This is a genomic window from Enterococcus sp. DIV0183 (assembly GCF_050541505.1).
GTDB classification, from domain to species: domain Bacteria; phylum Bacillota; class Bacilli; order Lactobacillales; family Enterococcaceae; genus Enterococcus; species Enterococcus faecalis.
The window spans coordinates 79,164-93,402 of the sequence record NZ_CP172932.1; the positions used below are offsets into that span (position 1 = coordinate 79,164).

At 37.1% G+C, this 14,239-nt stretch carries 12 protein-coding genes and 1 pseudogene; 9 read left to right on the forward strand and 4 right to left on the reverse strand.

What is annotated here, in order from left to right; translation table 11 throughout:
• Positions 1-79 precede the first annotated feature (79 nt).
• Positions 80-898, reverse strand: coding sequence for a MurR/RpiR family transcriptional regulator (locus IGK72_RS00360; protein WP_002358531.1), 819 nt, complete (start codon positions 896-898; stop codon positions 80-82).
• 156 nt (positions 899-1,054) lie between these two features.
• Here IGK72_RS00360 and IGK72_RS00365 point away from each other — a divergent pair, with 156 nt between their 5' ends.
• From IGK72_RS00365 to IGK72_RS00375, 3 genes are read left to right on the forward strand one after another with little or no spacing between them, the layout of a single operon-like run.
• On the forward strand, positions 1,055-1,762 hold the full coding sequence (locus IGK72_RS00365; RefSeq protein ID WP_002358533.1) for an N-acetylmannosamine-6-phosphate 2-epimerase: 708 nt from the start codon (positions 1,055-1,057) through the stop codon (positions 1,760-1,762).
• Positions 1,755-3,257 carry a PTS transporter subunit EIIC gene (locus tag IGK72_RS00370; RefSeq protein ID WP_002382840.1) on the forward strand — a complete coding sequence of 501 codons (1,503 nt, stop codon included), beginning with the start codon at positions 1,755-1,757 and terminating at the stop codon, positions 3,255-3,257. The genes IGK72_RS00365 and IGK72_RS00370 overlap by 8 nt, the downstream gene beginning before the upstream one ends.
• Positions 3,258-3,267: 10 nt before the next feature.
• On the forward strand, positions 3,268-3,750 hold the full coding sequence (locus IGK72_RS00375) for a PTS sugar transporter subunit IIA (protein WP_002397631.1): 483 nt from the start codon (positions 3,268-3,270) through the stop codon (positions 3,748-3,750).
• A gap of 624 nt (positions 3,751-4,374) precedes the next feature.
• Here the strand turns inward: IGK72_RS00375 and IGK72_RS00380 are convergent.
• Entirely contained in the window at positions 4,375-5,055 is a 681-nt protein-coding gene (locus tag IGK72_RS00380; protein ID WP_010713561.1) for an IS6-like element IS1216 family transposase, read from the reverse strand.
• A 67-nt stretch (positions 5,056-5,122) separates the two neighbouring features.
• On the opposite strand from IGK72_RS00380, the pseudogene IGK72_RS00385 reads away from it, so the two are divergent.
• Together IGK72_RS00385 and IGK72_RS00390 are read left to right on the forward strand one after the other, a co-directional pair.
• Positions 5,123-5,848, forward strand: a pseudogene (locus tag IGK72_RS00385) (5'-nucleotidase C-terminal domain-containing protein); the annotation flags it as partial.
• 135 nt (positions 5,849-5,983) lie between these two features.
• On the forward strand, positions 5,984-7,663 hold the full coding sequence (locus IGK72_RS00390) for a peptide ABC transporter substrate-binding protein (protein WP_070415994.1): 1,680 nt from the start codon (positions 5,984-5,986) through the stop codon (positions 7,661-7,663).
• Positions 7,664-7,709: 46 nt separating this feature from the next.
• Here IGK72_RS00390 and IGK72_RS00395 read toward each other — a convergent pair whose 3' ends face one another.
• On the reverse strand, positions 7,710-7,934 hold the full coding sequence (locus tag IGK72_RS00395; RefSeq protein WP_002356070.1) for a DUF896 domain-containing protein: 225 nt from the start codon (positions 7,932-7,934) through the stop codon (positions 7,710-7,712).
• Positions 7,935-7,948: 14 nt separating this feature from the next.
• Entirely contained in the window at positions 7,949-8,935 is a 987-nt protein-coding gene (locus IGK72_RS00400) for an LLM class flavin-dependent oxidoreductase (protein WP_023895204.1), read from the reverse strand.
• 218 nt (positions 8,936-9,153) lie between these two features.
• On the opposite strand from IGK72_RS00400, the gene ruvA reads away from it, so the two are divergent.
• The 4 genes from ruvA (at position 9,154) to ygjK (ending at position 14,131) form a co-directional block, all read left to right on the forward strand.
• Positions 9,154-9,768 (forward strand): Holliday junction branch migration protein RuvA, encoded by a 615-nt coding sequence (ruvA, locus tag IGK72_RS00405; protein ID WP_002359241.1) that lies wholly within the window; start codon positions 9,154-9,156, stop codon positions 9,766-9,768.
• A 12-nt stretch (positions 9,769-9,780) separates the two neighbouring features.
• Positions 9,781-10,797 (forward strand): Holliday junction branch migration DNA helicase RuvB, encoded by a 1,017-nt coding sequence (gene ruvB / locus IGK72_RS00410; protein WP_002381340.1) that lies wholly within the window; start codon positions 9,781-9,783, stop codon positions 10,795-10,797.
• A gap of 141 nt (positions 10,798-10,938) precedes the next feature.
• Entirely contained in the window at positions 10,939-11,613 is a 675-nt protein-coding gene (locus IGK72_RS00415; protein ID WP_023895203.1) for an N-acetylmannosamine-6-phosphate 2-epimerase, read from the forward strand.
• A gap of 178 nt (positions 11,614-11,791) precedes the next feature.
• Positions 11,792-14,131, forward strand: coding sequence for an alpha-glucosidase (gene ygjK, locus IGK72_RS00420; RefSeq protein WP_023895202.1), 2,340 nt, complete (start codon positions 11,792-11,794; stop codon positions 14,129-14,131).
• Positions 14,132-14,239 lie beyond the last annotated feature (108 nt).

Here is a 14,239-nt window from a genome sequence, read left to right on the forward strand (position 1 = left end):
ATAGAGGCAACAAGATACATATTACATATTGTTTATGTAGTATAATCTTGTTGCTTTTTTAATAACTAATTCTAAATTATCACTCAATTCTTTTATCAATAATTGAACGTAAGACTTTTTCTCTTAAATCCAATGAATTAATCTTGTTATTTTGTTCATATTCATGTACTAACAGATCACAAATATAAAGTTGTGAAATTTTTCCAGCTAAAGAACCACCATTTAAAAATTCTTCGATTGCTGTTTGTAAAACTAAATCTGCAGATTTTCCTATCGGTGAATGAATATAATTCGTTATAGCAAGTATTTTTGCTCCATTATTTTTTGCAATTTTTAATGAGTCATAAGTATCTTTTGTTTTTCCAGATAAAGAAAAGATAATAACTAAATCTCTATCTGTTAACAAAGAAGCAACTTGAGCTTGATAATGAGGATCTAATACAGCTTTAGCTTGTATTCCTACCCTCAAAAACATACTTTCCAAATCAAGACTAGTATTTCCACTAGATCCTACACCAAAAATATATAGGCTGCTTGCTTGATTAATAAGTTGGATTGCTTTTGTTAATTTTTCTTCATTAATTAAACAAGAAGTAGACTGAAGTACTTCAATCAAACTTTTAGCAACTTCATCGTGGTATTTACCACTAGATGGTTGTTCTTTTTTTTTGCTAAAATCTTCTTTAGCAATTTCAATTTTTAGATCAGAAAAACCAGAAAATCCAAGTTTTTGACAAAAGCGAATGATTGTTGCATCGCCAACATTCGCTTTTGTTTTAATATCATTCATAGTACTGTAAATAATAGATTCTCCAGAGTTAAGAATAAAATCAGCAACTTTTCGTTCAGATTTTGTTAATAAGGGATAATGTTCATTAATTAAATAAATGTAATTCATAAAATCTCCTCTAGAATGTAATTTTTGTTTATTATACACTATAAAAATTAAAAAACTCCAAAATTCTCCATTTTTCTTGACAACAATGTAAGCGGATGCTAAACTTTTTTTGGAGTAAAAATCCTAAAAAAATATAAAAGTGGAGGTTTGTGGAGTTTGAACAAAGCAAAATTCTTAGAAGTAATTTCAGGCGGTTTAATTGTTTCGTGTCAGGCGCTACCTGGTGAACCATTTTATACAGAGGAAGGAGGTTTAATGCCATATTTTGCATTAGCAGCTAAAAATGCTGGAGCTGTTGGTATACGTGCAAATTCTGTTCGAGATATTAAGGAAATCAAAGAGAAAGTTTCTTTACCGATTATTGGCATAATAAAAAGAGATTATCCTCCTGAAGAGCCATTTATTACAGCAACTATGAGAGAAGTAGATGAATTAGTTGCAATTGGTGTGGAGGTAATTGCTTTGGACTGTACTTTACGTAAACGTCATGACGGATTATCTATTAATACTTTTATAGAAAAAGTAAAGAAAAAGTATCCTCAACAACTATTAATGGCTGATATTTCTACTTTTGAGGAAGGAAAGAATGCTTATCAAGCTGGTGTGGATTTTGTTGGTACAACCTTAAGTGGCTATACAAAGGAGAGCAAAAAACAAAATGGCCCAGATATGAAATTAATTAAACAATTAGTACAAGAAAATATTTGTGTTATTGCTGAAGGGAAAATTCATACACCTGAACAAGCAAGACAAATTAAAAAGCTGGGTGTTGCAGGAATTGTCGTTGGTGGTGCAATTACACGACCACAAGAAATTGCTAAAAGATTTGTCGATGCATTGAATAAGGAGGAAAAAGATGTTTAAGAAGTTTTCACAATTAGGTCGCGCATTTATGTTACCGATTGCAATCTTACCAGTAGCAGGTTTACTTTTAGGCCTTGGTGGTGCTTTAACAAATGAAAGTGCAATGAATGCGTATCCAATTTTAGAACAGCCATGGATCCATACAGTATTAAGTATTATGAGTTATGCAGGAAATGCTGTCTTTACTAATTTAGCATTGATTTTTGCTATAGGTATTGCTGTAGGGTTAGCAAACGGGGATAAAGGAACAGCAGGTCTAGCCGGTGGAGTATCTTACTTAGTGTATACAGCAACGATCAGCGGCTTTCTTGCGTTATTTTCTGCTAAAGATGCAACTCTTGATACTGGTGTTGTTGGATCTATTATAATTGGCGGAACTGTTGCATTTCTACACAATCGATATCGGAAAATTGAACTACCGCAATTTTTGGGCTTTTTTGGCGGATCGCGTTTTATTCCAATCATTTCTAGTTTAGCGGCAATTATTATCGGTTCTTTCTTTTATTTAATTTGGCCACCAATTCAAAATGGATTAGCAGTAGTTGGAGAACATATTGCACAAATGGGAAGTCTAGGTACTTTTTTGTATGGATTTTTACTTCGTTTGACTGGCGCAGTAGGATTACATCATACTATTTATCCACTTTTTTGGTATACGTCTTTAGGAGGTACAGAAAGTGTAGCTGGAGTTACTGTTTCTGGTGCACAAAATATTTTCTTTGCGCAACTAGCTGATCCAAACCATACAGGACTATTTACTTATGGTACTCGTTTCTTTGCAGGTAGATTCGCGACAATGATGTTTGGTTTACCAGCAGCTTGTTATGCTATGTATCGTGCTATACCTAAACAAAATCGTAAAAAGAATGGTGGACTTTATTTTAGTGGTGGCTTGACTTCATTTTTAACAGGGATTACTGAACCAGTTGAATATATGTTTTTATTTGTAGCCCCATGGTTATATATAATTCATGCATTCTTAGATGGTCTATCTTTTTATTTTGCTGATATTTTAAATATCCGAGTAGGAAATTCATTTTCTGGTGGATTAATTGATTTCTTATTATTTGGTGTACTCCAAGGAAACGATAAGACAAATTGGCTGAAATTAATTCCTTTCGGAATTGCTTGGGCAATTGTTTATTTCTGCGTATTTACTTTCTTCATTAAGAAATTTAAAGTAGCTATTCCTGGAATGGGAGAAGAGTTGCCAACGACTGCTGAAAATAAATTAAATAAAAAAACATCATTAAATGATGAAGCTCAAATAATCATTAAAGCTCTTGGTAGTAAAACCAATATTGAATCCGTTGAAGCTTGTGCTACTCGTTTACGTGTAGCTGTTGTAGATGGCCGAATGGTTGACAAAGAAACTATTAAACAACTAGGTGCTACTGCTGTTTTTGAAGTGAATGGTGGTATTCAGGCAGTTTTTGGCGGTAAAGCTGATTTACTTAGTCAAGAAATTAATCAAATTTTAGAAATTGAGAATTAGGAGATATCTTATGTTTAATCTATTTAAAAATAAAAAACAAGAAGGAATTTCCATTACTGCTCCTTGTTCAGGGAGGATTATTCCTATTTCAGAAGTAAATGATCCAATATTTTCAAAAAAAGTACTTGGAGAAGGATTTGCAGTTGTTCCCGAAGGTAACAAAATATATGCTCCTTTGACTGGAGGAATTGAAGCTGTTTTTCCAACAAAGCATGCAATTAGTATAAAAAGCGATGCAGATATTGAGTATTTAATTCATATTGGTATAGATACAGTTGAATTGGAGGGTAAACCTTTTTCAATTTTTGTTAATGCAGGAGAGAAGGTTACTACCGAAACATTATTAGCCGAAGTTGATTTTGATCAAATTAAACAAGCAGGAAAAGATCCATCTGTCATAGTTGTTTTTACTAAACCTGAACAAGTTAATGAAGTCATCTTAAATAGTTATACAACTATATATGGTGATTCATGTGGTAAAATTATACTTTGACGTAGAGTTAAGTATGTTATCGGATTAAATTTAAATGAATAAAAGGTGATTATAGACTGTGAGTTATAGAATTTAAGTAAATTATATTAACAAAACACCCTACTATTATATAAATCAGTAGGGTGCTTTCTACTTATCGGAACTTTAGTATATTCAAAAATATTAACATAAGAAAATCTTTTTTTGATTTTCTTGTGTTAGAATATGCAATTTTAACTTTTACGATTTTGTGATAATTTTGAATAAATCAATTAGGAATAGAAGTAAAAAATACAAATTAAGAATTATACTATTACAATAAAAGTTTAAACTTACTGTATCAGTATGCACAATTGATTTTTACTGAAAAGTCACAGTTAAGTTACTGTGACTTTTGTTGAGTATATTACATAGAATAACAGATAAATTAGTTGTGGATTCTTTTATTTAAGTATTTGGAAAAGAGCGGACTGGATTAGAGGGTGTTTTTTCACACTAATCAAGACTTACATAACAAATGGATTTAATTATTTCAATCACCAATAAATCAAAACAAAACTTGGCTGCAATTTTGTTCAATATAAGTGAACGGGTTCTGTTGCAAAGTTTTAAATAAAGAATAAAATCCCTTACGGTATCTATGATTTAAGCTGGGATTCCCAATAATACCTTGATTTCAGTACAGACCGAAAACCCGAAGAGAGTACCTTCTTTTCGGGTTTTCTTATATAATCCTCGAATGGCTTCCATGCCTTTAATCGTGGTAGAGGCAGTGCGTAAACTTCGATAGAATTTATTGCGTCTCTTTACTGGACGATGGTCTTGTTCAATCAAATTATTCAGGTATTTAATGGTACGATGTTCTGTCCCTTGATAAAAGCCGTATTCTTTTAGTTTCTTAAAGGCACTTGTAATAGAGGGGGCTTTATCTGTGACTACAACCTTCGGTTCATCAAACTGCTTCACTAACCGCTTAAGAAAAGCATAGGCTGCTTGTGTGTCCCGTTTTTTACGTAACCAAATATCCAAGGTTAAACCATCTGCATCGATGGCTCGATACAAATAATGCCATTTTCCTTTAATTTTGATGTACGTTTCATCCATTTTCCATGAATAAAAGGATTGTTTATTTTTCTTTTTCCAAATTTGATAGAGTAGTTTGCCATATTCTTGCACCCAACGATAAATCGTCGTATGAGAAACGTTAATGCCACGATCATATAAGATTTCTTGAACTTCACGATAGCTAAGGTTATAACGAAGATAGTAGCCCACGGCTACAATAATCACATCCTGCTGAAATTGCTTTCCTTTAAAATGATTCACCGTCATTCCTCCTGCTATCTTTTTCTATTATTCTACCTTATTTGATAGTAGATTTAAAACTTTGCAACAGAACCGCACAATTTTACTAGATGATGCTGGCCAACCAAAACTTGGCGCAAATGGTGGTTTCCTACATGTTTCAAGCTCCATTCGTATCCACTATGATTCCACAAAACCAGGTACTCGCTTGGCTAGTGACGAAGGCAATGAAACAGGACAAACGATTGTCGGTAGTCGCGTATTAGGAATAGAAATTAAAAATCGGCAAACACAAAAGTTTGAACCATTGGATGAGAAGAAACAATACCGGATGGCTACCAATGATTTCTTAGCTGCTGGTGGTGATGGTTACGATATGCTAGGTGGTGAACGAGAAGAAGGGATTTCACTAGATGCTGTCTTAATTGAATACTTAAAAAGTGCAACCAGCTTGCGGTTGTATCGTGCAGCAACGACGATTGATTTAGCACAATATAAAGAACCATTCCCAGGCGAACGAATTGTTTCTATTTCGGAAGAAGCTTACAAAGAGTTAATCGGTGGAGGAGAGACGCCAAAACCAGATCCAAAACCAGACCCGAAACCAACACCAGAAACACCAGTAGCAACCAATAAACAAAACCAAGCGGGAGCAAGACAGAGCAATCCATCCGTAACAGAGAAGAAAAAGTATGGCGGCTTTTTACCTAAAACGGGTACAGAAACAGAAACGCTTGCATTATATGGTTTACTGTTCGTTGGACTTTCTTCTTCTGGCTGGTATATTTATAAACGACGTAACAAAGCTAGTTAGTCATTTTTTAAGAACCGTCCTTCGGGATTGGTTCTTTTTTTATTTTAATGCTTGCCATTTGTTTTTAATTTTAGTATTATAAGAATATTCTAAAAATTAAAAAATGAAGAGTTTTTTCTGTGAAGGGAGAAAGGCATGAAAAGTAAACGTATAAAAGGACTTATCGGGTTAAGTTTAACAACGCTGTTAGTTTTAGCTGCTTGTGGTGGTGATGGGGGAGCTGGCGCCGAAAAAGCAAAGGGCGGATCAGAGAAAACTGCCGCTAAACAAGAATTTAAAGTAGTAGTTCAACAAGAAATGCCTTCTGCAGATTTATCTTTAGGAACAGATACAATTAGTTTTACGGCACTGAATAATGCGTATGAAGGAATTTATCGTTTAGATGATAAAAGCAAGCCGCAACCAGCAGGGGCTAAAGAAAAAGTGCAAGTCAGTGATGATGGTCTGACGTACACAGTGAAACTAAGAGAAGAAGCAAAATGGTCCAATGGTGATCCTGTCACAGCTGCCGATTATGTTTTTAGTTGGCAACGTACAGCAGATCCTCAGACTGGCGCTGAGTATGCTTATTTTCTAGAAATGATTGAAAACGGCGCAGATATTGTAGCTGGTAAGAAACCAGTTTCTGAATTAGGCATTAAAGCAAACGGAGGTTACGAGCTAGAAATTAAACTGGCAAAACCAACACCATATTTTGATTATTTACTGGCCTTTCCACTATTTTTCCCGCAACATCAAGCAACCGTAGAGAAATATGGCAAAGATTACGCTGCTTCCAGTGAAAAAGCAGTCTATAATGGTCCGTTTGTCTTAGCTAACTTTGAAGGGGCTGGTTCAGATACCAATTGGACTTTGGAAAAAAATGAAAACTATTGGGATAAAGACAATGTCAAATTAGATAAAATCAATTTTGATGTTGTCAAGGAGGCGCCAACTGCCTTGAACTTATTCCAAGATGGTCAAGCAGACGATGTTATTTTAAGTGGCGAATTGGCCCAGCAAATGGCGAAGGATCCAGAATTGGTTATCGAAAAAGAAGCACGAACCAGCTATTTGGAATTTAATCAGCGAGATAAAAATTCACCGTATAATAATGTGAATTTACGCAAAGCAATTTCAGCAGCGATTGATCGCAACGCATTAGTAGATAAAATTTTAGGCGACGGCTCAGTAGTCGCTACCGGCTTAATTCCAGAAGGGATGTCGTATTCGCCGACAGATGACACAGATTTTGCTGATGAAAATAAAAAAATTGTTGAATATAGCCCAGAAAAAGCAAAAGAATATTGGGCAAAAGCGAAGAAAGAATTGGGCATAACAACACTCAAAATGGATATTGTTGCCGATGATGTCGATTCTACGAAAAAGTTAGCGGAATATATTCAAGGTACGTTAAAGGATACTTTAGAGGGCATTGATGTAACAGTGAGCCCAGTGCCGTTTTCAGTTCGAATTGATCGAGGTAGTCGCGGCGATTTTGAGACAATCTTAGGTGGTTGGGCTGCGGATTACGCAGATCCAAGTAGTTTCTTAGACCTTTTTGTTACTGGTAATAACTATAATCGCGGGCGTTTTTCAAGTAAAGCCTACGATGAGTTGATCGAGGCTTCAGCTACAAGAGATGCTTCAGATCCTGAAAAACGTTGGGAAGACATGGTTAAGGCTGAGAAGTTATTGATTGGTGAAGAGACCGCTTTAGCACCACTTTATCAAAAGGCGACTGCCCATCTACGCAGTAAAGAAGTGAAAGGCGTCGTTGCCCATGGTGCGGGCGCACAATATGATTATAAGTGGACATATGTGACAGAAGAGTAGTTAAAAAGAGACACAGAATAGTCAAATCGACTGTTCTGTGTCTCTTTTAATCAAAATATTTCTGCTGTTCTTCTTTTAATTTTTCTGGGGTCACATCTTCACCAGTAGGATCATAAATAGTGACGCCCATTAATGTTTTATTGAATTGTTCACGAATGGTCCGCAAATATTCCTGTCGCAAATCGACACGAAGAGCTTGTTCTTCAGATGTTAAACCTTGTTCACGCTCTTTTTGTGCAAGCGTATTAATTCTTTTTAAAACCTCTAACATTTCTCATTTCCTTTCTATAATAATTCTTTTGCTAGGCGTTCAAACGATTGAAAGCGCATTTGTTTGTCATAACCTGGGGTGATTAGCATCGCTTCTGTCAACCCTAGTTCTTCTTGTTGGTGGAAAAACTCCGCAACTTCTTGGCTACTGCCAATGACAAAGCGTTGTTTATTTTGTTCTAAAACCAGTTTGTCCATTTCACTGTAAGGGAAAGCTAGGGCTTCTTCTGGCGATAAAAATTTATTTGGAAGCCCATGTTCGGTGGCAAAGATATAATGCTCGAAACTAGCCGCATGGTATTCTGCTTCTTCTTTCGTGTCGGCGGCGAAAGTGAAATACGCAGCGCTCACTTGCGGCTCTTGCTGTTCAGTTACTGGTCGGAAATGCTTGTAATATGCGGACAATACTTCTTTGGGCAAATGTCCATGAATAAACTGCGCAAAGGAAAAATTAATGCCATATTCACCAGCTGAACGTGCGCTTTCTTTGCTAGCACCTAGTAACCAGGGTTGTGGTAATAGAACTTCCCGCGGAACAGCTGAAATTTTAGAATATAAATGATCTTCAGGAAATTCCTCTCTTAAAAAGAGTAAAATTTCAGGTAATTTATCAAATTGGTCTAGCTGTGGTGGCTGACCATTATTTAACGCCAACGTAGTTAAAGGGCTGCCACCAGGCGAGCGGCCCATGCCTAAATCGATTCGATCAGGATATAAAGCTGCTAACGTTTTAAACGTTTCTGCGACTTTAAATGGCGCATAATGCATGGTCATGATGCCACCCGCGCCAACACGAATTTTTTCGGTGGCACTAGCAATATGTGCAACTAAAATTTCTGGCGTTGCACTGGCAAAGGCGTCTGAACCGTGATGTTCGGCATACCAAATTCTTGTGTAACCAAGTTTTTCCGCTAATTGAGCGAGCTCTTTGGCTTCTTGTAATGTGTCGCTTGCTGATTGATTTTTAGGAACCGTTAATTGATCTAAGATACTTAATTTCATGTATGTAGTCTCCTTTTTAGTTATTTTTTTGAAGCTACCGCTATTATCACGCAAGCATGTCAAAAAAAACAGTACGCACTTTTTAATTCCCTAGTGAGCGAAAAGTAACAAATAGATGTAGCCAAGGTCGATGATAAAAAATTCTCCGCTATGGCTTTTTGATGCTTTGTGTTAAAATGGAACATATGTACGCAATCAGCAATTGGAAAGGTGACAACATGTACGAATATATTATTGGAAAAGTAACGTTTGTTAGCCCATACTATATTGTCGTTGAAACAAATGGCATTGGCTATCAGATTTCAGTCGATAACCCGTACCGCTATTCAGGAAAAATGGATACGGACATTAAACTATATCTTCACCAAGTCGTGCGGGAAGATGCACAGCTATTATTTGGTTTTGGCAGTTTAGAAGAAAAACAATTGTTCTTAAAATTAATCAGTGTCTCTGGAATTGGCCCTAAAAGTGGTTTAGCTATCATGGCTTCTGTGGCTGATCATGGTGGTTTAATCAATGCAATTGAAGGGGAAGATGTTACATATTTAACGAAGTTCCCAGGTGTTGGCAAGAAAACAGCCCAACAAATGATTTTAGATTTAAAAGGAAAACTAGGCGAATTAGAGTCTTCCGAAGCAGCGGTGGCTGCCATGACCGCAACCGAAGCGGTGACAACAAGCAATCAAGCATTGGCAGAAGCGTTAGAAGCATTAAGTGCCCTAGGCTACAGTGACCGAGAGATTAAGCGTATCACTAAGCAATTGGAAGCGTTAGGTGAGACAACGACAGATGTTTATTTGAGCAATGCGTTAAAATTCATGATGAAACGCTAAGGAGGAATAACGATGACAGAAGAAGAACGGTTGCTTTCAGCTGCAAGTCAAGAAGCAGAAGCTTCAATTGAAAAATCGTTACGTCCACAATTTTTAGCACAATATATTGGTCAAGACAAAGTAAAACAAGAACTAACGATTTATATTGAAGCGGCGAAAAATCGGAATGAAGCGTTGGATCATACCCTTCTTTATGGTCCGCCAGGTTTAGGGAAAACGACAATGGCGATGGTCATCGCCAATGAAATGAATGTGAACATTCGTACCACAAGTGGACCAGCCATCGAACGGGCGGGAGATTTAGTCGCTATTTTGAACGAGTTAGAGCCTGGTGATGTGTTATTTATCGATGAAATTCATCGTTTGCCGCGAGTTGTGGAAGAAATGCTGTATTCCGCAATGGAAGATTTTTACATTGATATCATGGTTGGTCAAGGAACCACGGCACATCCCGTTCATTTTCCATTACCGCCTTTTACTTTAGTGGGCGCTACCACACGGGCAGGGATGCTTTCAGCACCATTACGAGATCGTTTTGGGATTATTTCTCACATGGAGTATTATCAAGAGCAGGATTTAAAAGAAATCGTTCTCCGTTCCGCAGATATTTTTCAAACGGAGATTTTTGAGGAAGGTGCCTTTGAAATTGCGCGCCGCTCAAGAGGAACCCCCCGAATTGCTAACCGTTTGTTAAAACGTGTCCGTGATTTTGCCCAAGTCCAATCAGATGGCAAAATCGACCGAGCGATTGCAGACAAAGCGTTAACCTTACTGCAAGTGGACCATCAAGGCTTGGATTATGTCGATCAAAAATTGTTGAAAACAATGATTGATTTATACGGCGGCGGTCCGGTTGGTTTAAGTACCTTGTCTGTAAATATCGGTGAAGAAACCGAAACGGTGGAAGATATGTATGAACCCTATCTTATTCAAAAAGGTTTCATTAAACGAACACCACGAGGACGAATTGCAACGCCATTTGCGTATGCACATTTTGGGTATGATTATTTAGAGGGTCGTAAAAATTAAAAATAAGTCAAAAGAAAGCAAGCCTTAACCGCTTGCTTTCTTTTGTTTCACGTGAAACGTTTGTTCTTATTTAGAAGAGTGGCATATTTCAGCTGTTGTAGTTATACTGTGTTTGTAATCGCTTTTAAATTGGAGGGATCAATGTTGAATAAAGAAATCAAAGGGGCATTAATTGTTTCTTGCCAAGCGTTGGCAGACGAACCGTTGCATAGTTCTTTTATCATGTCTAAGATGGCTTTGGCCGCTAAACAAGGAGGGGCTAAAGGTATTCGAGCAATCCGGAAAGAGGTTGATTTACCAATCATTGGGATTATTAAACGAGATTATCCTGATGCAGAAGTATATATTACTGCAACTATGCGTGAGGTAGATGAATTAATGGCTGTTCAGCCAGAAATTATCGCTCTCGATGCAACCCATTCGAAACGACCAAATGGCGAAACGTTAGCCACATTTTTCAAAAGAATAAAAGAAAAGTATCCTAACCAAGAATGGATGGCGGATTGTTCCACACTGGAAGAGATGATTGAAGCGGCGGAGTTAGGTTTTGATTATATTGGCACAACGTTAGTCGGCTATACGCCGCAAAGTGAAAATCAGCGGATTGAACAAAATGATTTTGAACTGTTAAGAGAAGCAAAGAAGCATTTTACTACACCAATTATTGCAGAAGGAATGATTGATACGCCAGCAAAAGTCCAACGTGTTCTGGAGCTAGGTGCTTATAGCGTGGTGGTGGGATCTGTTATTACACGACCGCAAAAAATTACTGAAAAATTTGTGGAAGCTACGAAAATAAAACAGAATCAAGCATAAACTAAATACACTATCGATACACTCGTTATTTTTTGATCAATACACTTCGATACGGTCGCTTTTTTTCTAGAGAAAGTTGAATCTTTCAATAATAAAAAGGGATACACTCCGTTTGGCATAGTCCTTGCTGATAATAAATCAGTGTATAAAGCGCTATCATTTTTATAGGAGGGGTTTTATGAAGGGTTTATCAAAAAAGAAACGGGTGTCTACTTGGTTAGCGTTAGGAATCACCGTAGTCAGCTGTTTTGCGTTAAGCGGGGAAGTGCAAGCAAGTGTTGAAAGAACAAAAGTTGATGAATTTGCAAATGTTTTAGATGTGAGTGCATCACCAACCGAACGGACGAATGGCGTATACGATACCAATTATTTTAATAATTTTTCTGATTTAGGTGCATGGCATGGCTACTATTTACCTGAAAAAAGCAATAAAGAGCTACTGGGTGGTTTTGCGGGGCCATTGATTATTGCGGAAGAATATCCAGTAAACTTGGCGGCAAGTTTAAACAAATTAACGGTCAAAAATAAAAAAACGGGAGAAACCTATGATTTAAGCCAAAGCAATCGCATGGACCTGTCTTATTATCCTGGGCGCCTAGAGCAAATCTATGAATTAGACGATCTAACGATTCATTTAGCTTTAATTTTTGTCAGCAATCGAACGGCGCTTATCCAAACGACACTTGAAAACACTGGTGAAGAGCCCTTGTCACTTGAAGCAAGCTGGACAGGTGCGGTCTTTGATAAAATTCAAGAGGGAACGGAAACCTTAGATATTGGAACTCGTTTAACTGCTAAAGACAATGACATTCAAGTGAATTTTGGTGAAGTCAGAGAAACGTGGAATTATTTTGCTACGAAAGACACAAAATATACGATTCATCATGCGGATAAAGTTTCAACAAAAATTGATAATCGGAATTATACAGCAACCGCTGAACCAATTGAATTGAAGCCTAAACAAACGTACAACACCTATACGACAGAAAGCTATACTTTTACAAAAGAAGAAGAGGCAAAGGAACAACAACAAGCACCCGAATATACCAAAAATGCGGCGCGCTATTTCAAAGAGAACAAGCAAAGATGGCAAGGATATCTAGATAAAACGTTTGATCAAAAGAAAACAGCAGAATTTCCTGAATATCAAAATGCGCTAGTCAAATCGATTGAAACGATTAATACCAATTGGCGAAGTGCGGCAGGTGCCTTTAAGCATGACGGGATTGTTCCGTCCATGTCTTATAAATGGTTTATTGGTATGTGGGCTTGGGATTCGTGGAAAGCGGATGTAGCAACGGCTGATTTTAATCCCGAGTTAGCTAAAAATAATATGCGGGCCTTGTTTGATTATCAAATTCAAAAAGATGATACCGTACGTCCACAAGATGCAGGAGCGATCATTGATGCTGTCTTTTACAATCAAGACAGTGCGCGTGGTGGTGAAGGTGGCAACTGGAATGAACGAAATTCTAAACCACCATTGGCTGCATGGGCAGTTTGGCATATTTATCAAGAAACCAAAGATAAGGAATTTTTAAAAGAAATGTATCCCAAACTTGTGGCTTATCATAATTGGTGGTATACCAACAGAGACCACAATAAAAATGGGATAGCAGAATATGGAAGCATGGTCAGTGATGCTCACTGGCAAAAAGACGACAAGGATCAAATCATTAAAGATAAAAATGGCCAACCTAAAGTGGATGATGATGCTGTTATTGAAGCAGCCGCGTGGGAAAGTGGCATGGATAACGCTACACGGTTTGACAAAGAAGGTGTGGGCAAAGGCGATGATGGAGTTAAAGTTTTTGAAAACAAAAATAAAGGAAAAGTAGTGGGGTATTCGATTAATCAAGAATCAGTGGATTTGAATGCGTATCTCTACGCTGAAAAGGGCTATTTAGCTTCGATAGCAGAAGAACTAGGCAAAAAAGAGGACTATAAGAACTATCAAAAAGAAGCGAAGAAACTAAAAAAATATATTCAAGAAAATATGTTTGATGAAAAAACGGGCTTCTTCTATGACTTACAAATAAATGAAGACGGCTCGAAAACAAAATTGTTAGTCAATCGTGGCAAAGGAACAGAAGGCTGGTTGCCGCTCTGGGCAAAAGTAGCGACCAAAGAACAGGCGGCGGCAGTTAAGAAAAACATGATGAATCAAGAAATGTTCAATACCTTTATGCCATTCCCAACGGCATCCAAAGACAATGAAAAATTTGCTGCAACGAAATATTGGCGGGGACCAGTTTGGCTTGATCAAGCCTTGTTTGGTGTAGAAGCTCTTCAAAACTATGACTATACAAAAGAAGCAAAAGAAATGACACAAAAACTCTTCTTACATGCCGAAGGATTGATGGGAGAAGGACCTATTCATGAAAATTATGATCCACTGACAGGGAAGGGGCTAAGTACGAAAAACTTTAGTTGGTCAGCGGCAGCGTACTATTTACTGTATAAAAACACCTTATTAAGTAATAACCCCACAACGCAAACCGCTTTTGAAATAAAATAGAAAAACAGCTCTTGAGAAAATATCTCTCAAGAGCTGTTTTTTTCTTCACTTGCTACAATCTGTTTCCCTCTGATTTAATTAAAGGTAATTTATTTGTTTAAATAAATA

Coding starts and splice junctions, on each gene's coding strand:
- IGK72_RS00395 (WP_002356070.1), bottom strand. CDS start 7,934: ATGTTAGAGGTTTTAAAAAGAATTAATACGCTTGCACAAAAAGAGCGT.
- IGK72_RS00375 (WP_002397631.1), top strand. CDS start 3,268: ATGTTTAATCTATTTAAAAATAAAAAACAAGAAGGAATTTCCATTACT.
- ruvB (WP_002381340.1), top strand. CDS start 9,781: ATGACAGAAGAAGAACGGTTGCTTTCAGCTGCAAGTCAAGAAGCAGAA.
- ruvA (WP_002359241.1), top strand. CDS start 9,154: ATGTACGAATATATTATTGGAAAAGTAACGTTTGTTAGCCCATACTAT.
- IGK72_RS00415 (WP_023895203.1), top strand. CDS start 10,939: ATGTTGAATAAAGAAATCAAAGGGGCATTAATTGTTTCTTGCCAAGCG.
- ygjK (WP_023895202.1), top strand. CDS start 11,792: ATGAAGGGTTTATCAAAAAAGAAACGGGTGTCTACTTGGTTAGCGTTA.
- IGK72_RS00370 (WP_002382840.1), top strand. CDS start 1,755: ATGTTTAAGAAGTTTTCACAATTAGGTCGCGCATTTATGTTACCGATT.
- IGK72_RS00400 (WP_023895204.1), bottom strand. CDS start 8,935: ATGAAATTAAGTATCTTAGATCAATTAACGGTTCCTAAAAATCAATCA.
- IGK72_RS00360 (WP_002358531.1), bottom strand. CDS start 898: ATGAATTACATTTATTTAATTAATGAACATTATCCCTTATTAACAAAA.
- IGK72_RS00390 (WP_070415994.1), top strand. CDS start 5,984: ATGAAAAGTAAACGTATAAAAGGACTTATCGGGTTAAGTTTAACAACG.